A 20,906-nucleotide genomic window follows, 5' to 3' on the forward strand; every position below is an offset into this window, starting at 1 on the left:
GGCCGTCCGGAAGGTCGCTCATAGGATGGCGTAAGGATTGATCGGCGAGCCGACGGCACCGGTCACCCGCAACGGCGGCGCCACGAAGAGGAACTCCCACCGGCGCAGGCGCGCGCAGGCGGCGCCGAGCCCGTCGAGGTCGAACATCTCACCCAGCAGTAGGCCGAGGTAGACGATGGCGACGACATGGAACGGCGCGCGGATGCCGGCGACAGTCGACGGGCGCACCTCGACGAAGCTGGTGTCGCTGGCGACCGCGGCGATCTCCGACTCGTGGATCCAGGCCAGCGTGTCGATGCCGAGCCCGGGGGAGGGGCCGCTGAAGCCTGCCCAGCCGCGCTCCCGGCACGCCCCGAGATGCCCGGTTCGCACCAACAGCACGTCGCCGCGGCGGACTCGGACGCCGCTCGCGTCGAGCGCCTCGGTGAGCTCGGCCCGGGTGATCGGCCGGGCGCTGTCGAGCACGTCGACACCGCGGTGCCGGGCGATGTCGGCGAGCACGCCCCGGCTCACCACGCGGTCGGCGGCGGCCGTGATGGCGTTGACCGGCGCGCCGTCGGCCGTGACCACGGTGGCCGGGCGTCCGCCGTAGAGAAGACCGCGGTAGGCGATGTGCGCGAGCGCATCCCACTGGGTGCCGGCCTGCAGCGGCAGTTCGAGGACGTCGTCGGCGATGCCGGTGCCGTCGGCGCGGACGAACTCGGCCGGCAGCGCGGTCATCCGGTGCCGCGGGTTGAACCGGAGCCGGGAGTCGACCTGCGGCCCGGCCGTGTCGAGCGGGATGCCCAGCTGCTCGACGTGCCCGTGTTCGACCGACCGGGCCGCCGCGGCGACGACGTCGGGGGTGATGTGGTTGAGCGTGCCCGCCTCGTCGTCGGCTCCCCAGCGGCCCCAGTTGCTGAGCCGCTGGGCGAGCTTCTCGAGTTCGGTGACGTTCATTGCAGCGGCCGGACGATCCGGAGTTGCCGGACGATCGCCTCGGTCACGGCCTTGGTGCCGTCGATCGCGGCGCCGGTGTGGTCGACCCGGGTCTCGCCGGCGGCCGAGGCGGCTGCGACCGCCTGCCGGACGGCGTCTCCCGCCGCCTGCTCGCCGAGGTGGTCGAGCATCATCGCCGCGGCCAGGATCTGACTGATCGGGTTGGCGCGGTCGAGTCCGGCGATCGCGGGCGCGCTGCCGTGGATCGGCTCGAAGTAGGCGCAGTGGTCGCCGATGTTGCCGCCCGGGCAGAACGCGACCCCGCCGACCGTGCCCCCGCCGAGGTCGCTGAGGATGTCGCCGAACATGCTCTCGGTGACGATCACGTCGAAGTGCTCGGGCTGCAGCACCAGCGCCTGCGCGGCCGCGTCGACATAGAGGCATTCCGCCTCGATCTCCGGGTAGTCGGCGGCGACCTCCAGGAAGACCGAGCGGAAGAAATACATGCTGCGGAGCACGTTGGCCTTGTCGATGCAGGTCACCCGCCGGCCGCCGTCGCCCGGTGCGCCGGCGCGGCCGCGGGCGATCTCGAACGCGCGGCGGGCCACGCGCTCGACCCCGGCCCGGGTGACCAGCAGCGTGTCGGCGACCGCGCTGGACGTGGCGACGCCCTTGCCGCGGGCCGCATAGAGACCCTCGGTGTTTTCCCGGACGATCACGTAGTCGATCGCGCCGGCCTCGACCCGCAGCTTCGACTCGACGCCCGGGAGCAGACGGATCGGGCGCACGTTGGCATAGAGGTCGAGGCCGTTGCGCAGGATGCCGCCGAGCAGGCCCGCCTCGGTGCCGTCGGGCATGCGGACGTCGGGCAGGCCGACCGGGCCCTTCAGCGTCGCGGCCGAGATGCGGACGGTCTCGACCGCCTCGGCCGACAGCGCGGCGCCGCTCTGCCGGTAGGCCTCGGCGCCCCCGGCCAGGAACGTCTTCTCCAGGGTGATGTCGTGCTGCTCGGTGACCACGTCAAGCACGGTCAGCGCGGACTCGACGAGCTCCGGGCCGATGCCGTCGCCGGTGATGAGCGCGACCGGATATGTGCGGGTGGTCATCTGGGCCTCCTTGTCAGCGTCTCGTCGACAACTATAGGCTATAACGAGTCCAACGTCAGGAGAGAAGCCGGTGCGAACCATTCCTCTTATCGAGACGACGGGAAGTCCGCGTGAGCGCGGCCGCCAGCACGGCGAGGCCGCCCGGGAGGAGATCGGGCGTTCCCTCGCCTACTACCGCGAGGCGTTCGGCGTCGCGACCGGCCTCGACTGGGCCGGCGTCGTCGCCAAGGCCCGGCGGTGGCGCCCGCTGGTCGCCGACGTGGCACCTCACCTCCTGGAGGAGGTGGACGGCATCGCTGAAGGCGCCGGTGCCGGGCCCGACGACATCCTCGCGCTCAACGCGCGCGGCGAGATCGTGCGCAGCTACGACAGCGAGTTCACCGACATGGCCGACGGCTGCTCGTCCTATGCGCTGATGCCCGAGGCGACCGCCGACCAGCACGTCTACTGCGGTCAGAACTGGGACTGGCGCATCGGCATGGCCGACACGACCGTGCTGCTGCGCATCGTCCAGCCGCCCAAGCCGACCATCATCATGCAGGTCGAGGCCGGGCAGGTCGGGCGGCACGGCGCCAACTCGGCCGGCATCGCGCTCAACGGCAACGGGCTCGACGGCAAGTTCGGCACCCCGCCGGGCCTGCCGCAGCCGTTCCTGCGCCGGCTGATCCTCGACAGCGCCACCTACGCCGACGCTTTGAAGACGCCGTTCGACGTGCACCAGCACATCGCGACCAACCTGCTGATCACCCACCGCGACGGGGTCGCGATCGACCTCGAGACGACGCCGGAGAACCACCGTTGGGGCTACCCCGAGAGCGGCGTGCTCGTGCATGTCAACCACTATCAATACGGGATCCCGCCGGCGATCGAGCGCACCTACCGGCCCTCGTCACCGGACTCACTGTTCCGGCTGCCCCGCCTCGAGGCCGGCCTGCGCGCCGCGCGCGACGCCGCCGGGGCGGACGGCGTCCGCAAGGTGGTGAAGGACTCGATGTCGGACCACTTCGGTCATCCGTACGGTGTCTGTGTGCATCCCGACGACCGGCTCGATCCCGTCTACCGGGGGGAGACCGTCATGCACAGCCTGGTCGACCTGACCGCGGGCGAATACCGGGTCATCGACGGCAAGCCGTGTGAGGGCGACTACCGGCTGCTCCCCTGGAGCCTCTACGACGGGCCGGGTTCCGATGTCTGAGCCAAACGTGGAGACCATCCTCGCCCGCACCTTCCAGGCCCGCCGCGACTGGGCGGCGCAACCCGTCGAGCGCCGGTGCGAGGTGCTGCGGGCGGCCGCCACGGCCCTGCGGAGCCGCCGCGACAGCTTGGCCCGGTTCATCACCAGCGAGATGGGTAAGCCGCTGCGCGAGTCGGTCGCCGAGGTGGAGAAGTGCGCGAGCACGTGTGACTACTACGCCGACGCGGCGCCCTCGATGCTGGTTCCGCGAGCGGTGGCGACCTCGGCGGCCGAGAGCCGGGTGACCTTCGAGCCGCTGGGCACGGTCCTGGCCGTCATGCCGTGGAACTTCCCGCTCTGGCAGATCGTGCGGGCGGCCGTGCCGGCGCTGGCGGCCGGCAACGCGTTCGTCGTCAAGCCGGCGCCGATCACCGGCGGGTCGGCGGTCGCCCTGGCCGGATCGTTCGCCGCGGCCGGCCTGCCGCCGGGCCTGTTCGAGGTGCTGGTCGTCGACGAGCCGAAGACCGCGGAGACCGTGCGCGACCTGCTGGCCGACGACCGGATCGACGCGGTCACGTTTACCGGCAGCGAGGCCGCCGGTGCGGCGATCGCCTCCGCGGCCGGCGCCGCGGTCAAACCCTCGGTGCTGGAGCTGGGCGGTTCCGACGCTTTTGTCGTACGCGCGGACGCCGACCTCGCGGTCGCGGTGAGTCAGGCGGTCCGTTCCCGGTTCCTCAACGCCGGCCAGAGCTGCATCGCCGCGAAGCGCTTCATCGTCGACGTGTCGGTGGCCGAGGAGTTCACTACCGCGCTCGGTGTCGCGGTGAGCAAGCTGGTCGTCGGCGACTCGTTCGACCCCGGCACCGACATCGGCCCGCTCGCCCGCCCCGACCTGGTCGACACCCTCGACCGCCAGGTGCGGGAGTCGGTCGCGGCCGGCGCCCGTCTGGTCACCGGGGGAGAGGCGTTGCCCGGCGGCTTCTACCGGCCGACCGTGCTCGCCGACGTGCGGCCCGACATGGCGGTCTGCGCCGAGGAGACGTTCGGCCCGGTCGCCGCCGTGCTGGTCGCCGCGGACGACGACGATGCGGTCCGGCTGGCCAACGCGAGCCGCTGGGGCCTGGGCGCCAGCGTGTGGAGCGCCGACGCTGCCGCCGCGCGCGAGGTCGCCGCCCGGCTGCGGTCCGGCGCGGTGTTCGTCAACGCCGTCGTCGCCTCCGACCCCCGGCTGCCGTTCGGCGGCACCGGAAAGAGCGGCTTCGGCCGTGAGCTGGGCCCGGAGGGGCTGCTCGCCTTCGTCAACGTCAGAACCTGGTGGATCGAGTCCGGAGAAGCCCATGCCTGAAGCACCCCTCGCCCCGTCCCTGCTGGTGCGCAGCGCCGACGTCGCCCCGTTCTCCCGCGGGGGCGGCGCCGTCACGACGCCCCTGATCGGCAAGTGGAACACCACCTACTCCTCGGTCACGACCGGGTTCACCACGCTGCCGCCCGGCGTCGGCATCCCGATGCACTCCCACAACGTCGAGGAGTGCGTCCTCGTGCTGGAGGGCGAGGCGACCGTGACCATCGGCGACGATCAGTTCGACGTCGAGGCCGGGGTGACCACGTGGGTGCCGGCCGGCGTCCCGCACTGCTTCACCAACCGTGGCGACACCCCGATGCGGATCTACTGGGTCTACGCGGGACTGCTCGTCACCCGCACCATCACGGCCACCGGCGAGACGGTCGAGCACCTCTCCGACCGGGACCGCGGGGCGTCCGTAGCGGCTGCCGAAATCCGGTGACCGAGCGCGGCTTCTTCTCCGACAACCAGGCCGGCGCCCACCCGGAGGTGCTGGCCGCGGTGCAGGCCGCGAACGAGGGGCACGTGCGCTCGTACGGCAGTGATCCCTGGACCCAGGAGCTGCAGGACGTCGTCCGGGACCGCTTCGGCTCCGAGGCGAGCGCGTTCCCGGTGTTCAGCGGCAGCGCCGCGAACGTGCTCGCGCTGCAATCGGTGGTGCCGCCCTGGGGCGCGGTCATCACCGCCGCCGGGGCGCACGTGCACGAGGACGAGAGCACGGCGGCGGGCGCGGTCGGCGGGTTCCGGACGATCGCGGTCGAGACCACCGACGGGCGGCTCACCCCGGAGCTGATCGCCGCCCGCGACTGGGGGATCGGTGATGTCCACCGGGCCCAGCCGAGTGCGATCTCGATCGCCCAGTGCACCGAGGTCGGCACGACCTACACGCCCGAGCAGATCGCCCGGCTGGCCGGCTACGCGCACGCCAACGGCATGGCGCTGCACGTCGACGGCGCCCGCCTCGCCAACGCGGCCGCCCACCTCGGCGTCCCGCTCGCGGCGATCACGACCGACGCCGGAGTCGACGTCGTCTCGCTCGGCGGCACCAAGAACGGGCTGCTCTACGGCGAGGCGGTCGTGGTGACGAACGCGGGCCGGGAGGCCGCGGCCCGGGCCCTGCCGTTCCTGCGGATGCGGGGCCTGCAACTCGCCTCCAAGATGCGGTTCATCTCGGCGCAGCTGGTCGCGCTCTACGGCGGCGACCTGTGGCTGCGCCTCGCCGGGCACGCGAACGCGATGGCCCGGCGCCTCGCCGACCAGGTCGGCGGGCCTGACGGCGTCGAGATCACGCACGATGTCGAGAGCAACGGCGTCTTCGCGAGCCTCGACCGGAAGGTCGCCGACCGGCTGCGGTCGCGCTACCGCTTCGCCGACTGGGACATTGCCCGGTCGGAGGTCCGCTGGATGTGCGCCTTCGACACGACCGAGGCGGACGTCGACGCCTTCGCCGCCGCCTTGCGCGAGGAACTCAAGCAGGGCGCCGGCGATCCCGCCCACACCGCCGTCGCGCCGGAAGAGGGGGACAAGTGAACCGTTGCGAGCCCGGCGAGGTCGGGCTGTCCGCCGACCGGCTGGCCGACCTGACCCGGCTCACCCGCCGCTACGTCGACGAGGGCAAGCTGCCCGGCGTCCTCACGCTGGTCGCCCGGCACGGCCGCGTCGCCCACCTGGACACCTACGGCTACGCCGAGGACACGATCTTCCGGATCTACTCGATGACCAAGCCGATCGCCAGCGTTGCGCTGATGACCCTGTACGAGCAGGGCGCGTTCCTACTCGAGGACCCGGTGGCCGACTACCTTCCGGCGCTGCGCGGCCGGCCGGTGTTCGCCGGGGGGACCGCCGATCACTACGAGGTGCGTCCGGCCGCGCGGGAGATGACCGTCCTCGACCTGCTGCGGCACACCTCGGGGCTGATCGCGCGTTCGTACCGCACGCCGCTGGGCGAGCTGTACCGCCGGCACGGCGTCGCCGACATGGCCGGGGACAGCGACCTGGCCGCGACCGTGGACCGGTTGGCCGGGGTCCCGCTGGCCTGCGACCCCGGCTCCGAATGGATCTACGGCATCTCGACCGACCTGGTCGGCCGGCTGTGCGAGGTGCTCAGCGGGCAGCGCTTCGACGACCTCCTGGCCGAGCGGATCTTCCGGCCGCTGGGCATGACCGCCACCGGTTTCAGCGTCGGCCCGGCAGACAAGGACCGCCTCGCCGCGGCCTACCGGGCGGCTGACGGCATGCCGCGGTACGAGCCGCTGGACGATCCGTACGAGTCTTCGCGCGCTTATCTCTCCGGCGCCGCCGGGCTGGTCTCGACCGCCCGCGACTACCACCGCTTCGCCTCGATGCTGCTCGGCGGTGGCGAGCTCGACGGCGTGCGGGTGCTCGGTCCCCGCACCGTCGACCTGATGACGATCAACCACCTGCCCGGCGGCGCCGAGATCAACCAGATCGGCACCCACGGCGGCGAGACCCGGCCGGCCGGGCACGGGTTCGGGCTCGGGTTCGCGGTGGTGCAGGATCGGGCGCGGGCGGAGACCGTGGCGACGCCGGGCGAGTACTCGTGGGGCGGCGCCCTGTCGACCTGCTTCTTCGCGAGCCCGGCCGACGACCTGTTCGTGCTGTTTCTGACCCAGCTGCGCCCGTCCGCGACCTACCTGCGGATCCGGCGGGAGTTGCGCTCGATCGCCTACGCCGCAGTGGTTGACTGACCGGAGCCGTCGGCTCGCGGATCGCTGCCGACTGAAAGCGTGCCGTCGTCCGCGATCGCGACGATGTTGGCGTGCCCGAGTTCGAATTCCAGGCGCGGCACGCGGGTGACCGCGAACCCGTCCGAGCGCAACCCCGCGACGATGCCCGGTTCGAGGTCGTCGTCGGCGTAGACCTGGTCGGGCGCGTCGTCCGGTTCGCGTGCCCCCAGGGTCCATCGTGGTGCGGCCACGGCCTCCTGCGGTGTCGCGCCGGCGAGCAGGTTCCGCAGGAGTTGCAGGTGGATCTGCGGCTGGGCCTGCCCGCCCATCGTCGCGTTCACCCAGTGCAGTCCTCCGTCGCGGGTGACCAGCACCGGCATCAGCGTGTGCGGCGGCCGGCGGCCGGGGGCGATCGCGGCGGCGGCGTGCGGGTCGAGCGAAAACGCCGTGCCTCGGTCCTGAAGCAGGATACCGGTCTCCGGTTCGAGGACGGCTGCCCCGAACCCGTGGTAGACGCTCTGGATCAGCGACACGGCGGTGCCGTCGGTGTCGGCGGCGGCGATGCCGATCGTGTCCCCGGTCGGATACGGCCGTCCCGAGGCCTGTGCCGGACCGGTTCGCGGGTCGGCGAGGGTCTGGTCGCGCAGCGCGATGCCGTCGGCGAACATCCGGGCGATGAAGCCGGGCGTCGGCTCGGATCCCAGCCGGCTCAGCGTGTCGAGGAAGCTCAGCAGCAGGAAGCCCTGCGTGTTGGGTGGGCTCGTGTGCACGGTCAGGCCGGCGAACTCCCCGCTGATCGGGTCGGTGACCTCGGGCTCGTACGCGGCCAGGTCGTCGAGTCCGAGCGGGCAGCCCAGGGCGGCCAGGCCGTCGGCGAGTGTCGCGCCGACGGAGCCGCCGTAGAGCTCGGCCGGTCCCCGTTCGGCGATCGCGGCCAGCGACTCGGCCAGCCGCGGTTGGCGCAGCGTGGGGCCGGGCGGCAGGAAGACGGCCGCGCAGCCCGGGTCGGCGGCCAGGTCAGCGGTGTACTCGACGACGGCCCGGTCGAGCGACCGCGCAACCGGCACGCCCTCGCGGGCACATCCGATCGCCGGGCGCAGCAGCTCGGCCCACGGACGGCGGGCGCCGAGCCGGGCCAGTTCGGCCCAGCCTGCGACCGCGCCCGGGACGGTGATGACGTGCGGTCCGCGGACCGGCAGGCGGGTGCCGTACCGCTCGCGCAGTGCGTCGGGATCGACGCGGGCCGGCGCCGGTCCGGTGGCGTTGACGCACCGGATGGCGCCGTCCGGCGACCGGACGAGAGCGACGAGGTCGCCGCCGATCGTCACGTTGTGCGGATAGACCACCGAGAGGACGGCGGCCGCGGCGAGGGCCGCGTCGACGGCGCTGCCGCCCTGGCGGAACGCGTCGGCGCCGGCCTCGGTGGCGAGCACATGAGGGGTGGCGAGAGCACCCCGCCGGGCGGTCATTTGCCGGCGCGGGTCGTGAGCAGGCGCAGCGACCGGGCGAGGAACGCGTCCACGGCCGAGCGGACGGCGAGCCCGCTGTGCGCGGCGTCCGGGACGACGTCGAACTCGACGTCGAGTCCGTGGGCCCGGAAGCTGCGTTCCAGGGTGCGTAGCCGTTCGATCCGGGTGTCACCGGTCAGTTCGACGCCGTCCATCCAGTTCGAGTCGCCCGGGTTGTTGATTTCCCAGGTCTCGACGTCGTTGGCGCCGACGACCATCTGGATCGAGACGTTCCGGATGGCCTCGATGTCCGGAGCGGCCCCGAAGATCTCGGCCATGCCCTGCGTGCCCAGCCACCACGGCAGCGTGTCGTCGAGCTGGGTGATCCGGCCCGGCGCGCCGATCGAGATCGCCGCGAGACGGTCCGGATGCAGGTAGAGGAACCGGTGCGCGAACTGGCCACCGCCCGAGAAGCCGTACATCAGGAACTTCCCACCCATGACCGGGAACCGCTCGGCGACCTCGTCCACGATCCCCAGCAGCAGCAGGTCGAACCGCATCTCCCCGTACGCCAGGAACTTGAAGTTGTGCAGGTCGTCCGGATCGCCGATGCCGGCCGGGAAGAGCGGGGCCACCACCGCGCAGCGATGCTGGTCGCAGAAGTCCCGGAAGGCGTCGCGGTAGCGGGCGGCGGTGCGGGCCGTGCCGTGCTGGAGGACGATGAGCGGGAAGCGCTCCGGGTCCCCCTCGGCCCGTTTCGGGATGTAGAGGCAGTAGGACACCCGCTGATCGGCCTGACTGGCGAAGATCGGTGTAGCGCCGGTGAAATAGGTCAGTGTGGGGTGCCGATTCTCGTCGCTGGGCATGCTGTGGTGGCGTCCGTCCTGAGCTCGGGGGAGGGTGGGCAGAGTGGGCGGTCGTCAGCTAGCGGCCGACGGCGCGGGGTTGGCCTTCGGGTCGGCCTCGACCTGCGCCTTCAGGGTCGGCCAGGTGGAATACAACGAGGTCGGGAACGGCAGTCCGAGCACGCCGAGGTACTGGTCGTACAGCTTGAGGAAGGTCCCGTCCTCGACCAGCTTGGCGAGTTGCGCCTCGTAGTCGGTCTGGAAGGTCTTCAGGTTCTTGTTGATCGCGATCTCGCCGGGCGTGGTCTGTTGCGCGGTGAACGCGATCTTGAACTTGCTCGACGACGTCTTCATCAGCGTGCTCGCCTGGGTGCCGCCGAGGACGATGGCGTTCACGTTGCCCGCCTCGAGCTGGCTGATGGCGGCGCTGTTGGACGCCTCCGACACGAGCTTGGCCTGGGCGAGCGACTTCTCGGCGTAGTCGTACTGGGTGCTGTTGGCGCCCGCGCCGACGCGCTTGCCGGTCAGGTCGGCGGCGCCGGTGACCGCCGAGTCCTTGCCGACGATGACCGCGTTCGTACCGTAGTAGATCGGCTTGGTGAAGTAGACGCTCTTGGCGCGCTCCGGGGTCGCGACCAGGCCGATCGAGAGCAGGTCGTACTTGTTCGCGGTGATGCCGGCGAAGGCGCCGTTGAGGTCGGTCGACTTGTAGGCGATCTTCAGGCCCAGGTTCTTGGCGATGATGTTGTTGAGGTCGACCAGCAGCCCGACCGGCTTGCCGCTGGCGTCGACCGAGGCGAACGGCACGCCGCCCGCGGTCAGGGCGGAGGTGATGGTGCCGCCCTGGGCCAGGCCGTACTTGTTGGAGCCGTCACTCTTGCTGTCGTCGGAACCGCATCCCGCGGTCACCGCGGCGAGGGCTATCGCCAGCACTCCGGACGAGATCCATCGCAGTCGTCGAACGGACATCGCTTTGTCTCCTTATGGATTCACAAGACCTTTGAGAGGAAGTCCTGCAGCCGGCGGGTCTGCGGGCTGCTCAGCATCTGTTCGGCCGGACCGGTCTCGGCGACCCGTCCCTCGTCCATGAACACGACGCGGTCGGCACCCTCGCGGGCGAAGCCCATCTCGTGGGTGACGACGAGCATCGTCATGCCGGAGCCGGAGAGGTCGCGCATGACCGCGAGAACCTCTTTGACCATCTCCGGATCCAGGGCCGAGGTGGCCTCGTCGAACAGCATGATTTCCGGTTGCATCGCCAGGGCCCGGGCGATCGCCACCCGTTGCTGCTGGCCGCCGGACAACTTCGCCGGACGGTTGTGCGCGTGCCGGCTCAGGCCGACACGGTCCAGCAGGGTCACAGCACGTTGGTCTGCATCGCTCCGGCTCAGTTTCAGGACGCGTCGCAGCGGAACGGTGATGTTGCGCTGAGCGCTCATATGGGGGAAGAGGTTGAAGTTCTGGAAGACCATGCCGATCCGGGTGCGTGCGGAGTTGAGGTCGGTTCCCGTACGGGTGATGACCTCCCCGCCCACGCTGACGTCACCGGAATCCGGGGCCGACAGCATGTTCACGCAGCGCAGGAGCGTCGACTTCCCGGATCCGGACGGCCCGATCACGCAGACCGTCTCGCCTCGCCCGACCTCCAGGCTCACGTCCCGCAGGACCTTCACCGAGCCGAACGACTTGCAGACGTTGCGAAGTTGCAGATGGGGAGCGGCAGCGGTCGTCACAGCGAGGCTCCTTCGTGAGTGAGCTCGCCGGGTGCGGTGATCTCGGTCGGGACAGGGTGGTTGTTCCTGCCCTCGCGCAGCCGCCGGTCGAGGTAGTTCACGGCGTACGTCAGGGGGATCGTGATCAGCAGGTAGCAGATCGCGGTGGCGGTGTAGGCGGACGAGTTGTAGGTGACCGCCTGCCGCTGTGCGGCGATGAAGTAGAGCTCGCGCTGGCCGAGGGTGAGGCCGAGCAGGTACACCAGGGCGCTTTCCTTGATGGCGACGATGAACTGGTTGGCCAGCGCCGGCAGCACGTTGCGGATGCCCTGGGGAATGATGATGATGATCAACGTCTGCAGGTACGTCATGCCGAGGCTCCGGCCGGCCTCGGTCTGCCCGGTCGGCACGCTCTGGATGCCGGACCGGAAGATCTCGCAGATGTAGGCGGCGCTGATCAGGCCGACCGCGACCACCGCGTAACCCAGCGGGGACGTGCCGAACGGCTTGACCCCGGCGAGGGGGAGGCCGATGCCGACCAGGCTGACCGTGACGATGGCGGGCATGCCGCGCAGGATGTCGACGTAGAGCCGGGCGGGCAGGCGGATCCACCACTTCGGAGCGATCAGCAGCACCGAGAGCAGGAGCCCCAGCACCAGACCCAGCAGCAGCGCGAGACTCGCGATGATCAGTGTGTTGCGCAGCCCTTCCGTCAAAAGGTCGGGCAGCACTGCGCGGATCTCCGACCAGTCGAAGAACGTATGCACAATTTTGTTCACGAGCCATCCTCTCCGGCGTGAGTCGAGGATCAACGTAAGTGCTGGTCAGCTGGCCTGGTTGTAGGCGCTGTTACAGTTGCCGACGTATTTGAAGCACTATGTAGTGCCAACTACGTCTACGTCAAGTGGGGTCATGAACGCTACGAACGAATCCGGTGCCACGCTGGAGGAGCGGGTCGTCTCCCGCCTGGCCACGATGTCGCGCGCCGAACGCCAGGTCGCCGAGTACCTGCGCAACCACCAGCAGGACGCGGTCTTCGCCAGTGCGGACGAGATCGGCGCCGCATCGGGAACGAGCGATGCGACCGTCGTGCGTACGGCGAAAGCTCTGGGCTATTCCGGTCTGACCGAACTGAAACAGTTGGTCGGCCAGGAGATGCTCAAGAAACCCAAGCCCTCGGAGCGGCTCTACCAGGGGATCGAGGAGGTCGGGGCGCGGCCGTCGTCGCTGCTCGACCGGCTGTTCCGCGAGACCTACGAGCGCCTGGGCGAGACCGAGCGCCAGCTCTCGAACGAGGACTTCGTGCGGGCTCTCGACATCCTGGCCGGCGCCCACCGCACGCTCTGCTTCGGCATCGGCCCGTCGGAGGGCAACGCCCACTACCTCGCGCTGCGGCTGGCGCGCCTCGGCTATCCCGCGACCGGCACCGGGGCCACCGGCTTCCGGCTCGCCGACGACCTGCTGATGCTCACCGGGTCGGACGCCGTCGTGATGTTCTCGCCGGCCCGGCTCCTGCGCGAGCACGAGGTGATCCTGTCGCGGGTCGAGTCGGTCGGTGCCAAGTCGATCCTGATCACCGACTCGCTCGCGCCGCTGCTCGGCGACCGCGTCGACCTGGTCCTGCAAGCGGCGTACTCGCAGAGCGGCTTCGTCGGCGAGGCGTTCACCTCGATGATCATCGCGGACGCGCTGTTCCTCGGGCTCGCCGCCCGCGACGAGGGCCTGACCACGAGCCGGTCCGATCTGCTCACCAATTTGCGCTCGGAACTGATCAAGTCGGACAGTCGCGATCTGGTCAGTCGATCCAAGCGTCGCCCCCGCTGAGGTTGTCGATTGAGCGATCCATTGACATCGCTGTAGTAGCTGCTACGTTGCTTCTCCATAGCGTAGTATTTGTTACAGCGATGCGAGGAGAGCTATGGCCGGGGTCGCTTCGACCGCCGACGGCGTGGCCGTCATCGGCGGAGGCAATCTAGGAGAAGCCCTGCTCACCGGCCTGCTCCGGGCCGGATTCCGCACCCCCGGGCAGGTCGCGCTCGTCGAACTCGACCAAGCCCGCGCCAGGCGGCTGCGGGACACCCCCGGACTCACCCTCGCCCGCGACGCCGGGCAGGCCGCCGACCGGGCCCGCACACTGGTCCTCGCGATCAAGCCGTACCAGGTCGACGCGGTCCTCGCCGACCTCGCCGGCCGGGTCACCGAGGACCATCTGATCGTCTCGGTCGTCGGCGGCGTCCCGATCGAACGCATCGAGAAAGGCCTCGGGGTGGCGGCCGCTGTCGTGCGCTGCATGCCCAACACGGCGATCGGGGTCGGAGCGGGTGTGACCGCGATCAGCCCCGGCGCCGGCGTCGACCCACACGAGGTCGAACTGGTCCGAGGACTGTTCGAGTCGGTCGGGGACGTCGTCCAGGTGCCGCAGACCCAGCTCGACGCCGTCACCGCCCTGTCCGGCAGCGGACCGGCCTACCTGTTGCTGGTCGCCGAGGCCCTGACCGACGCCGGGGTCCTGCTGGGACTGCCGCGTCCGCTCTCCGAATGGCTGGTCGACCGTACGGTCGCCGGAGCCGGAACGCTGCTGCGCGAATCATCCGACGACGCGGTCCGCCTGCGGGCGGCGGTGAGCAGCCCGGGCGGTACTACCGTGGCCGCGCTGCGTCAGCTCGAGGAGCGAGGCGTGCGGGCGGCGATGATCGCTGCCGCCGAGGCGGCCCGCGATCGTTCGGTCGAGCTGAGCCGCTGGGAGGGCCAGTGAACGCGATGCTCGGCGTGACCGACTATCACACCGCCGGCGAACCGTTCCGCATCGTCACCGCCGGCACCCCGGAGATCCCCGGGAAAACCGTCGCCGAACGCCGCGAGCGCGCCATCGCCGACGAACAGGTCCAGTTCACCCGCCGCCTGCTGGTGCAGGAACCGCGCGGGCACGCCGACATGTACGGCTGCTTCCTCGTCCCGCCCGACGACGACGGCGCCCAGCTCGGCGTCCTGTTCTGGCACAAGGACGGCTTCTCCACTGCCTGCGGCCACGGCACGATCGCGCTCGGCGCCTGGGCGGTCGACACCGGTCTGGTGCCGGCCGCCCACGACGGCGACACCACGGTCGTCATCGACGTGCCGTCCGGCCGGGTCAGCGCCCGGGTTACCCGCGTCGGCGGTCGCGTGACCACGGTGGCCTTCCGCAACGTGCCGTCGTCGGTGGTCGCCCGGGACATCGAGGTCCAGGTCGGCGACCGTACGGTCCGGGCCGACGTCAGCTACGGCGGAGCCCGGTACGCCTCGGTCCGCTCCGAGCTCCCCATCGAACCGGGAAACGTCACCGAGCTGACCGCCCTCGGACGCGCCGTGAAATGGGCGCTCGACGACCGCTTCGACGGCATCTACGGAACCATCCTCTACGAGAACCTGCCCAGGCACCCCCACGGGCCGGCCCAGCGCAACGTCACGATCTTCGCCGACGGTGAAGTGGACCGGTCGCCCTGCGGCTCCGGCACCTCGGCCCGGCTCGCCCTGCTCGCCGCCGACGGCCTGATCGGCCCGGACGAGTGGCTGCGGCACGAATCGATCATCGGCACCACCTTCCTCGGCCGGATCGTCGGCGAAGACCCGGCCGGCGTGGTGACCGAGGTCGAAGGCATGGCCTATCAGACCGGCGGCGCCACCTTCACGCTCGACGACCACGACCCGCTCGGCGCCGGCTTCGTGCTGCGCTGACCAGCCTTCCTGGAGTCTCCCGTGCTCGTACACGTCCTTGCGGCCACCGACCCCAACCCGCCTCCCGCCCTCTGGCGTGCCCTCACCGAGGTCGCGTTCTTCATCGGCCTGTTCGGCACGCTCGGCGTGACCCTGGTCTACGGCGCCGTCATCCGGCCGGTGCTCAACCGCCCGTCGGTCGACCCGGGCGACCGGACCGTCCTCACCCGGGCGGCAAACACGTTCATGGCGTGCATCGGCGTGTTCGCTCTGTTCGCCTTCTACCTGCAGATCGCCGGCAAGGCGGCCCGGGTCAAGGGTAAGGAGATCCCGTTCAGCCACGCCCTCGCGCCGTCCGCGATCTGGCATTACGTCAGCGCACCGGGCAAGAAAGGCGAATGGATCTCGTCCGGCGCCGAGGCGCTCGTTCAGTACTCGCTCTGGGCGGTCGCCGCGATCCTGCTGATCCTTCTCTTCCTCCCGCGAGCCCGGACCGCGCTTCTCGTCTGGTCGTCGTTCATCGTCGCGGTGATCGGCGTCCAGGTGCTCAGCGTGCCGACCGACTTCGGCAAGTACAGCTTCGACGGCTTCCTCGACGACAACCTGACCCACGTGCACATCATCTCCAACGCCACCTGGACCGGCGGCATCGTCACGCTGGTCGTGCTGGCGGCCCGGTCGCGGCAGCTGACGTCGTCGGCCGGGCTCACCTGGGCGCAGCTGTGGACGCGGTTCAGCAAGGTCGCGCTGACCACCGTCGGCTGCACGCTGATCACGGGTTCTTGGCTGGCCTGGAGGTTCGTCGGCTCCCCGCGCGAACTGTTCACCACCGAGTTCGGGCACGTGCTGCTCATCAAGATCAGCCTGGTGGTGACCATGATCGCGATCGGCGGGGTGAACGAGTTCCTCATGATGCCCCGCATCGCCCGGGCACGGACGGCCGGTGATGACCGGTCGGTGTTCCGGCTCGCGCTCAAGGTCTTCCCGCGGCTGGTCGCGGTGGAGGGGCTGCTCGCGGTCGGCGTGCTGGTGGCGATCACCTTCTTGACCGGGTCGTCGCGTGACGAGGGCGGGGATCCGACGCCCGTCGTCAATGGTGGGGTGCTGGCGATCGGGGCGGTGATGGCGGTGTTGCTGGCCGCTTCGTTGATCGCTACCGCCAAGGTGTCCGATCGGTTGGCGCGCGCTTCGTCGGCTGCGCCTTCGCCGGCTGTGAAGGCGTCTTCGGTGGCGTGAGTCCTCGGGCGTGGCGGGTCGTGGGGCGCGTGGTCTAACCCTCGGCCGGGCCAAGGCAGTCCCGACTAATAGCGTGATATAGCGTCAGGTCACGGTCGCGACCGGGGACTGAGCCGATGCCGTCAGTTTCCGGTCAAAATCAAGCCGCCGTCGACGGTGAGGACGGTGCCGGTGACGAAGTGGTTCTCCATCAGATAGAGGTGTGCCGCGGCGATCTGCTGCGGCTCACCGATCGCGCCGGTGAGCGCGCGCCGCGCGAAGGTGTCGAACACCGCCGTGCGCTGGGGTTCGGGGACAGCGTCCCACAGCGGGGTGCGGACGGCGCCACAGCGAACGGCATTGACCCGGACGGGGGCTAGGTCGACGGCGAGTCCGCGGGTGAGGCCCTCGGTTGCCACGGATCCGGCGCAGGCCAGAGCGGCCCCGGGGACCGGGCGGACGCCGACCGTCCCCGAGGTGAGGGTGATCGAGCCGCCGGGGCGGATGCGCGGGGCGGCGTGCTTGGCCACGGCGACTGCCCCCCAGAACCGCACGTCGAAGGTGCGACGGGCCCCGTCGAGCGGGAGTTGCTCGAGCGCGCGGCGCTCGGGCTGGTCTCCGGCGGTGAACACTATGTGGTCGAGTTCGCCGACCCGGGCGAACAGGTCGGCGACAGCAACCTCGTCGCGCACGTCGAGTGCGGCGCCGCTGCACGAGTCCGGCAGTTCGGCGAGCGCGGCGTCGATGCGCTCCGTGCTGCTTGAGGCGATGGTGACTACGGCGCCGGCTCCCGCTGCCGCGTGGGCCGTGGCCAGTCCCATGCCGGAACTGCCGCCGATGACGACGATGCGTTGACCGGTAAGTGCCATGGTGCGCCTCCTGAGTTCGCCACGGTGATGGCTCATTGAGACATCAACGTAGCACCTGATGTCTCAATGAGCCATCACTGCTAGAATCCGGGTTATGCCGCGTTGGGAGCAGGGAGCGGAGGAACGGCTGCGAGAGGCGGCGCTAGCGCTGTTTCTGGAGCACGGGTACGAGAACGTCACCGTCGCGCAGATCACCGAGCGCGCCGGGCTGACGCGTCGCACGTTCTCCCGCTACTTCGCCGACAAACGCGACGTACTCTTCGCTGGCTCTGATCAGCTTCCGGCCGCGCTCGCCGACGCCGTGTTGAAGGCCGACGCGGGGCTCACGCCATTCGAAGCCCTGCTCACCGCCCTTGAGCGGGTCGGCGACGCGCTGGCGGCTCGAGTCGCCGCGCATGCCGCGCAGCGACAGGCGATCGTCGACAGCAGCGCCGATCTGCAGGAGCGCGGCCGGACCAAGTTCGCCGCCGTCTGCGACGCCCTGGAGGCAGCTCTACGGCAGCGCGGGGCCGCCCCGCCGACGGCAGGCCTGTTGGCGAACGTCGGCGTCGCCATCTTCCGGGCCGCGTTCGGGCGCTGGGCCGAGGATCCGGACGCCGCTGCCTACTCGGCCCGGGTGCGCGAAGCCGCCGACGAACTCACCCACGCACTCGACCGTCGCTGACCAACCGGCTCGAACCCGAATCGCCGGGGACCGATCGGGTGTTGCGGTGGCCGCTGAACACCTTCGCGCCGCATCTACTCCGCCACGGGTGAGCCGGACTCATCCGGATCCGCCCGACAGTGGCTCGGCACCGATCGGATCGCGGGCTGTGTCGGCCGCCATGGTCGGCCCGCGACGGATGAAGATCAGCTCGTGTGCCGAAGGAGAAACCGCATGGCCAGGACAGCCACCAAACTGACCGACGAGGACGTGCAGCGCGACGTCCTGCGAGAACTGAAGTGGGACGCCCGGGTGTCACCCAACGAGATCGGGGTCGCGGTCGAGAAGGGCGTGGCGACCTTGACCGGCTCGGTGGACAGCTTCTACAAGAAATGGGCCGCGGAACGGGCGGCGTTGCGCGTCGACGGGGTCGAGGCGGTGGTCAACGAAATCGAGGTGCGGCTGCCGGGCGACGAGGAGCTCACCGACAAGGGCATCGCGCAGGCGGCGGCCCGGGCTTTGGAGCTCGACTCCCTGGTCCCCGTGGATACCGTCAAGATGTCCGTCTCCGGCGGCTGGGTCACCCTCCAGGGCGAGGTCGAGTGGGACTACCAGCGCCGGGAGGCCGAGCGCGTCGTCCGTACGCTGGCCGGCGTCAAGGGCGTCACCAACGTGATCGAGGTGCGTCCGCGCACCGGGCCGGCGCCCGACGAGCTCGAGAAGCAGATCCAGGAAGCTCTGGTACGCAGCGCGGAAACGGACGCCGAGAAGATCGACGTGAAGGTGGAGGGGCACAGGGTGATCCTCACCGGCACCGTACGCGCCTGGGCGGAACGGCAGGAGGCCGAGCGTGTGGCGTGGTCGGCGCCCGGTGTCACCGCGGTCGAGAACCGGATCGTGATCAAGCCGTGAGACGTCAGCGTGTCTCGAGCGTCTCGGCCGGGGGAGGCGCGCTCATCCCGGCGCCGCCACTGCTGACGGCGCCGTGTGATCGGAGAACGGAGGCCCAGGCGTGAAGAAGATCGCACAGATCGTCCCGGCGTCCCCCGGGTGGTACGCCCGCTGGCGGCTGACCCCGGAGAACACGATGTGCTACCCGGTCACCGTGTGGGCGGTCGTCGACCACGCGGACCTGAGCAGCCGGCACGTCGTCGGCGTGGACGCCGGCGGTCAGTGGCCGGGCGGCCCCGACAACGATGCCGGCGCCGACTTCATCCGATACATCTATCAGGCGCCCGACGACGGCCGGCCGGCGGACTTGTTCAACCCGGTTGAGCCCGGGTCGGAGGGCCGGTGACGACGGCGTTCAGCACGGGTGGGCGGCCGCCCGGTGCGGGCGGCCGCCGGTCGGCTAAGGCGACCTCTTGCAGGTCCGTACGGGCTCCTCGATGTGCGCCGTCTTGGGCAGCACATAAGCGCTCGTTCTGACCGTTCCGGCCGTGGTGAACCTCAGGGTGAGCGGGACCTCGGTGCCCGCCAGGACTTCCCGGGTCGCGGCGACGAGTAGCACGTCGTACGGGTCGAACGGCTGCACGCCGCGCTCAGCCGGCGCCGGGTCGTCGGCCGGGGCAATCGGCAGACGGCTGACCACGTCGGGCTTGCTGTCGCAGTTGCGGTCCCAGCGGATCTCGGCTTTCCGGGCGTCCGGCGTGGATGCCGCCACCAGCGCGTCGGGCGCTCGGCCGAGGTTGACGATGGTGAGTATGACGCGCAGATCGGCACCCTTCGGATATCCGTCCCCGGACGGCGCCGGCACATGCACGGCGAGCAGGTGCAGGTTGCCGGCGAGGGTGTCGACGCCTGTGTCGTTGACGTTTCCGGCCGGCGGCGACGATGCGGTGCCGCAGGCGCCGACCGCGAACGCGGTGACGAGCGCGATCCGGGCCGGCGCCTTGAGGCGCGACGCTGCTGTGACCATGGTCAGACCACGCCGTGCAGGGCGTCGCGGACACGATCGACGGTCTGCGGGATCGTGGCGGCCTCGACCCGGTCGTCGTCCCCGAGCGCGGCAGCGGGTGTACGCGCGTCGGTCGCCCGGGCGTCGGCCGGTTCCGGGTCGAGCTCGGGCCAGTGCCGGCTGTGCTTGTCGGTGGGCAGTCCGAAGTGGTCCAGCGGATCGAACACGAGATAGTCCTTGGCGTCGCGGATAAGGGGGCAGCCCGATGCTGTGCCGGCCCGGGGCGAGAACGGCTCACCCGGATCAGGTGGTTTCGCCCCGCGGGAGCCGGAGATCCGGCGGCGCTCAGACGTAGTTCTCGTCGACGTAACACCAGCGCCAGTCCTCACCCGGCTCGTACGACTCGACGATCGGGTGCCCGATCGTGGCGGCGTGCTGACGCGCGTGCTTGAGCGGCGAGGAGTCGCAGCAGCCCACGTGCCCGCAGGTGAGGCACAACCGCAGATGTACCCACGGCGTACCGAGCTGCAGGCACTCGGCGCAGCCCTCGGGGGGCGTCGGTGTCACCGGCCTGATCATGACGACATGCGGATCGGAGAGAGTGGTCATCACAGCGTCCTGCATTTCGATAGGAAGCGATCGGGTGTCCCGCGGCGCACTGCCGCGTGTCGTTCGTCAGGCGGTGGCCGGCCGATGGCCGCCGGGGATGTGCTGGTGGGCGTGGACCTGCCGGTAGACGCGGATGCCGAGCGCGATCGTCGCGACGCCGTAGATCAGGGCGTAGATGCCGATCATCGTGATCACGGCGAGCGCGCCGGTGCCCGGCCAGATGACGAGCAGCACGCCGAAGATGATCGACAGCACGCCGCCGAGGCCGAGGAGCCACTCGTTGCGGATCTGCCGCCGCAGCCGGAACGACGCCACGATCTGCGCGATGCCGGTGACCACCGCCCAGGCGGCGATCAGCCACAGCAGGGCGAGCGTGGTGACGCCGGGCCAGGCGAAGGTGAGCACGCCGATGACGATGCCGGCGAGGCCCTGCACCGCGACCCAGGCGCGACTGCCGGCGTCGCCGCGGCCGCCGGCGATCGCGGTCGCGACGTTGAGTAGGCCGTCGACCAGCACGTACGCACCGAAGAAAATGACCAGTACCAGGAGCGTCGCGGCCGGCCAGACCAGTGCCAGCAGGCCGAAGATCACGGCTGCGACGCCGCGGAGAACGGTGGCCCACCAGAGCTGGGACAAGGTATCCAACATGGTTCGTTCCCTAAGATCGAAGTTGTTCGGGGTTGCTGCCCTGGATGCCCGGGGCAGCGGGGTGTGGCTGATGGTTGGTTGCCGTGGTGGTGGCTCGGAA

General features: G+C 70.5%; 24 protein-coding genes. 12 read left to right on the forward strand and 12 right to left on the reverse strand.

The window, feature by feature from the left end; genetic code table 11:
- Window positions 1-18 precede the first annotated feature (18 nt).
- Both AB0M88_RS40280 and AB0M88_RS40285 read right to left on the reverse strand, forming a co-directional pair.
- The gene (locus AB0M88_RS40280) at window positions 19-939 is read right to left on the reverse strand and encodes a cyclase family protein (RefSeq protein ID WP_364111153.1); all 921 of its coding nucleotides are present in this window, start codon (window positions 937-939) and stop codon (window positions 19-21) included.
- Window positions 936-2,024 carry an isocitrate/isopropylmalate family dehydrogenase gene (locus AB0M88_RS40285; RefSeq protein WP_364111155.1) on the reverse strand — a complete coding sequence of 363 codons (1,089 nt, stop codon included), beginning with the start codon at window positions 2,022-2,024 and terminating at the stop codon, window positions 936-938. Before AB0M88_RS40285 ends, AB0M88_RS40280 begins: the two co-directional genes overlap by 4 nt.
- Window positions 2,025-2,094: 70 nt before the next feature.
- Here AB0M88_RS40285 and AB0M88_RS40290 point away from each other — a divergent pair, with 70 nt between their 5' ends.
- Genes AB0M88_RS40290 through AB0M88_RS40310 form a run of 5 tightly spaced genes read left to right on the forward strand, consistent with a single transcriptional unit; the run spans window position 2,095 to window position 7,248 of the window.
- Complete coding sequence (locus AB0M88_RS40290) at window positions 2,095-3,219, forward strand: C45 family peptidase (RefSeq protein ID WP_364111157.1); 1,125 nt, start codon at window positions 2,095-2,097, stop codon at window positions 3,217-3,219.
- Between the two features lie 7 nt (window positions 3,220-3,226).
- Complete coding sequence (locus AB0M88_RS40295; RefSeq protein WP_364111159.1) at window positions 3,227-4,543, forward strand: aldehyde dehydrogenase family protein; 1,317 nt, start codon at window positions 3,227-3,229, stop codon at window positions 4,541-4,543.
- Window positions 4,536-4,982, forward strand: coding sequence for a cupin domain-containing protein (locus AB0M88_RS40300; RefSeq protein WP_364111161.1), 447 nt, complete (start codon window positions 4,536-4,538; stop codon window positions 4,980-4,982). The genes AB0M88_RS40295 and AB0M88_RS40300 overlap by 8 nt, the downstream gene beginning before the upstream one ends.
- Window positions 4,979-6,070: a beta-eliminating lyase-related protein gene (locus AB0M88_RS40305; RefSeq protein ID WP_364111163.1), complete on the forward strand. Its 1,092-nt coding sequence runs from the start codon at window positions 4,979-4,981 to the stop codon at window positions 6,068-6,070. The genes AB0M88_RS40300 and AB0M88_RS40305 overlap by 4 nt, the downstream gene beginning before the upstream one ends.
- Window positions 6,067-7,248, forward strand: coding sequence for a serine hydrolase domain-containing protein (locus AB0M88_RS40310; protein ID WP_364111165.1), 1,182 nt, complete (start codon window positions 6,067-6,069; stop codon window positions 7,246-7,248). Before AB0M88_RS40305 ends, AB0M88_RS40310 begins: the two co-directional genes overlap by 4 nt.
- Here the strand turns inward: AB0M88_RS40310 and AB0M88_RS40315 are convergent.
- Genes AB0M88_RS40315 through AB0M88_RS40335 form a run of 5 tightly spaced genes read right to left on the reverse strand, consistent with a single transcriptional unit; the run spans window position 7,227 to window position 12,011 of the window.
- Window positions 7,227-8,696, reverse strand: a complete 1,470-nt coding sequence (locus tag AB0M88_RS40315) for a gamma-glutamyltransferase (protein WP_364111167.1) — start codon at window positions 8,694-8,696, stop codon at window positions 7,227-7,229. The two genes, AB0M88_RS40310 and AB0M88_RS40315, sit on opposite strands and share 22 nt — an antisense overlap.
- Entirely contained in the window at window positions 8,693-9,541 is an 849-nt protein-coding gene (locus tag AB0M88_RS40320; RefSeq protein ID WP_364111169.1) for a hypothetical protein, read from the reverse strand. The genes AB0M88_RS40315 and AB0M88_RS40320 overlap by 4 nt, the downstream gene beginning before the upstream one ends.
- A 54-nt stretch (window positions 9,542-9,595) precedes the next feature.
- Window positions 9,596-10,489 (reverse strand): ABC transporter substrate-binding protein, encoded by an 894-nt coding sequence (locus tag AB0M88_RS40325; RefSeq protein ID WP_364111171.1) that lies wholly within the window; start codon window positions 10,487-10,489, stop codon window positions 9,596-9,598.
- A gap of 20 nt (window positions 10,490-10,509) precedes the next feature.
- Window positions 10,510-11,253: an amino acid ABC transporter ATP-binding protein gene (locus AB0M88_RS40330; RefSeq protein WP_364111173.1), complete on the reverse strand. Its 744-nt coding sequence runs from the start codon at window positions 11,251-11,253 to the stop codon at window positions 10,510-10,512.
- Window positions 11,250-12,011: an amino acid ABC transporter permease gene (locus AB0M88_RS40335; RefSeq protein WP_364111175.1), complete on the reverse strand. Its 762-nt coding sequence runs from the start codon at window positions 12,009-12,011 to the stop codon at window positions 11,250-11,252. Before AB0M88_RS40335 ends, AB0M88_RS40330 begins: the two co-directional genes overlap by 4 nt.
- A 133-nt stretch (window positions 12,012-12,144) precedes the next feature.
- On the opposite strand from AB0M88_RS40335, the gene AB0M88_RS40340 reads away from it, so the two are divergent.
- From AB0M88_RS40340 to AB0M88_RS40355, 4 genes are all read left to right on the forward strand, one after another.
- Complete coding sequence (locus AB0M88_RS40340; protein WP_364111177.1) at window positions 12,145-13,056, forward strand: MurR/RpiR family transcriptional regulator; 912 nt, start codon at window positions 12,145-12,147, stop codon at window positions 13,054-13,056.
- Window positions 13,057-13,150: 94 nt separating this feature from the next.
- Complete coding sequence (gene proC / locus AB0M88_RS40345) at window positions 13,151-13,987, forward strand: pyrroline-5-carboxylate reductase (RefSeq protein WP_364111179.1); 837 nt, start codon at window positions 13,151-13,153, stop codon at window positions 13,985-13,987.
- 5 nt (window positions 13,988-13,992) lie between these two features.
- On the forward strand, window positions 13,993-14,946 hold the full coding sequence (locus tag AB0M88_RS40350) for a proline racemase family protein (RefSeq protein WP_364111199.1): 954 nt from the start codon (window positions 13,993-13,995) through the stop codon (window positions 14,944-14,946).
- A 21-nt stretch (window positions 14,947-14,967) separates the two neighbouring features.
- Window positions 14,968-16,161 (forward strand): CopD family protein, encoded by a 1,194-nt coding sequence (locus tag AB0M88_RS40355; RefSeq protein WP_364111181.1) that lies wholly within the window; start codon window positions 14,968-14,970, stop codon window positions 16,159-16,161.
- A gap of 122 nt (window positions 16,162-16,283) precedes the next feature.
- Here the strand turns inward: AB0M88_RS40355 and AB0M88_RS40360 are convergent, their stop codons facing one another.
- Window positions 16,284-17,009: an SDR family oxidoreductase gene (locus AB0M88_RS40360; protein ID WP_364111183.1), complete on the reverse strand. Its 726-nt coding sequence runs from the start codon at window positions 17,007-17,009 to the stop codon at window positions 16,284-16,286.
- 94 nt (window positions 17,010-17,103) lie between these two features.
- On the opposite strand from AB0M88_RS40360, the gene AB0M88_RS40365 reads away from it, so the two are divergent.
- The 3 genes from AB0M88_RS40365 (at window position 17,104) to AB0M88_RS40375 (ending at window position 18,949) form a co-directional block, all read left to right on the forward strand.
- Complete coding sequence (locus AB0M88_RS40365) at window positions 17,104-17,673, forward strand: TetR family transcriptional regulator (protein ID WP_364111185.1); 570 nt, start codon at window positions 17,104-17,106, stop codon at window positions 17,671-17,673.
- Between the two features lie 213 nt (window positions 17,674-17,886).
- Window positions 17,887-18,564, forward strand: a complete 678-nt coding sequence (locus AB0M88_RS40370) for a BON domain-containing protein (RefSeq protein ID WP_364111187.1) — start codon at window positions 17,887-17,889, stop codon at window positions 18,562-18,564.
- A gap of 100 nt (window positions 18,565-18,664) precedes the next feature.
- The gene (locus AB0M88_RS40375) at window positions 18,665-18,949 is read left to right on the forward strand and encodes a hypothetical protein (protein WP_364111189.1); all 285 of its coding nucleotides are present in this window, start codon (window positions 18,665-18,667) and stop codon (window positions 18,947-18,949) included.
- Between the two features lie 54 nt (window positions 18,950-19,003).
- On the opposite strand, the gene AB0M88_RS40380 is transcribed toward AB0M88_RS40375, so the two are convergent.
- The 4 genes from AB0M88_RS40380 to AB0M88_RS40395 form a co-directional block, all read right to left on the reverse strand.
- Window positions 19,004-19,570, reverse strand: coding sequence for a copper chaperone PCu(A)C (locus AB0M88_RS40380; RefSeq protein ID WP_364111191.1), 567 nt, complete (start codon window positions 19,568-19,570; stop codon window positions 19,004-19,006).
- Between the two features lie 2 nt (window positions 19,571-19,572).
- Entirely contained in the window at window positions 19,573-19,776 is a 204-nt protein-coding gene (locus AB0M88_RS40385) for a hypothetical protein (protein WP_364111193.1), read from the reverse strand.
- A gap of 118 nt (window positions 19,777-19,894) precedes the next feature.
- Window positions 19,895-20,158, reverse strand: coding sequence for a UBP-type zinc finger domain-containing protein (locus tag AB0M88_RS40390; RefSeq protein ID WP_364111195.1), 264 nt, complete (start codon window positions 20,156-20,158; stop codon window positions 19,895-19,897).
- A 66-nt stretch (window positions 20,159-20,224) separates the two neighbouring features.
- A complete protein-coding gene (locus AB0M88_RS40395) occupies window positions 20,225-20,806 on the reverse strand; it encodes an HdeD family acid-resistance protein (protein WP_364111197.1) in 582 nt (193 codons plus the stop codon).
- Window positions 20,807-20,906: the final 100 nt, after the last annotated feature.

This window comes from Actinoplanes sp. NPDC051411 (assembly GCF_040682075.1).
Lineage (GTDB): Bacteria > Actinomycetota > Actinomycetes > Mycobacteriales > Micromonosporaceae > Actinoplanes.

Excerpts from the sequence above, each read along its gene's own strand:
- AB0M88_RS40280 (WP_364111153.1), bottom strand. The coding sequence starts at position 939 with ATGAACGTCACCGAACTCGAGAAGCTCGCCCAGCGGCTCAGCAACTGG.
- AB0M88_RS40285 (WP_364111155.1), bottom strand. The coding sequence starts at position 2,024 with ATGACCACCCGCACATATCCGGTCGCGCTCATCACCGGCGACGGCATC.
- AB0M88_RS40300 (WP_364111161.1), top strand. The coding sequence starts at position 4,536 with ATGCCTGAAGCACCCCTCGCCCCGTCCCTGCTGGTGCGCAGCGCCGAC.
- AB0M88_RS40315 (WP_364111167.1), bottom strand. The coding sequence starts at position 8,696 with ATGACCGCCCGGCGGGGTGCTCTCGCCACCCCTCATGTGCTCGCCACC.
- AB0M88_RS40320 (WP_364111169.1), bottom strand. The coding sequence starts at position 9,541 with ATGCCCAGCGACGAGAATCGGCACCCCACACTGACCTATTTCACCGGC.
- AB0M88_RS40325 (WP_364111171.1), bottom strand. The coding sequence starts at position 10,489 with ATGTCCGTTCGACGACTGCGATGGATCTCGTCCGGAGTGCTGGCGATA.
- AB0M88_RS40340 (WP_364111177.1), top strand. The coding sequence starts at position 12,145 with ATGAACGCTACGAACGAATCCGGTGCCACGCTGGAGGAGCGGGTCGTC.
- proC (WP_364111179.1), top strand. The coding sequence starts at position 13,151 with ATGGCCGGGGTCGCTTCGACCGCCGACGGCGTGGCCGTCATCGGCGGA.
- AB0M88_RS40350 (WP_364111199.1), top strand. The coding sequence starts at position 13,993 with ATGCTCGGCGTGACCGACTATCACACCGCCGGCGAACCGTTCCGCATC.
- AB0M88_RS40360 (WP_364111183.1), bottom strand. The coding sequence starts at position 17,009 with ATGGCACTTACCGGTCAACGCATCGTCGTCATCGGCGGCAGTTCCGGC.
- AB0M88_RS40365 (WP_364111185.1), top strand. The coding sequence starts at position 17,104 with ATGCCGCGTTGGGAGCAGGGAGCGGAGGAACGGCTGCGAGAGGCGGCG.
- AB0M88_RS40370 (WP_364111187.1), top strand. The coding sequence starts at position 17,887 with ATGGCCAGGACAGCCACCAAACTGACCGACGAGGACGTGCAGCGCGAC.
- AB0M88_RS40380 (WP_364111191.1), bottom strand. The coding sequence starts at position 19,570 with ATGGTCACAGCAGCGTCGCGCCTCAAGGCGCCGGCCCGGATCGCGCTC.
- AB0M88_RS40390 (WP_364111195.1), bottom strand. The coding sequence starts at position 20,158 with ATGACCACTCTCTCCGATCCGCATGTCGTCATGATCAGGCCGGTGACA.
- AB0M88_RS40395 (WP_364111197.1), bottom strand. The coding sequence starts at position 20,806 with ATGTTGGATACCTTGTCCCAGCTCTGGTGGGCCACCGTTCTCCGCGGC.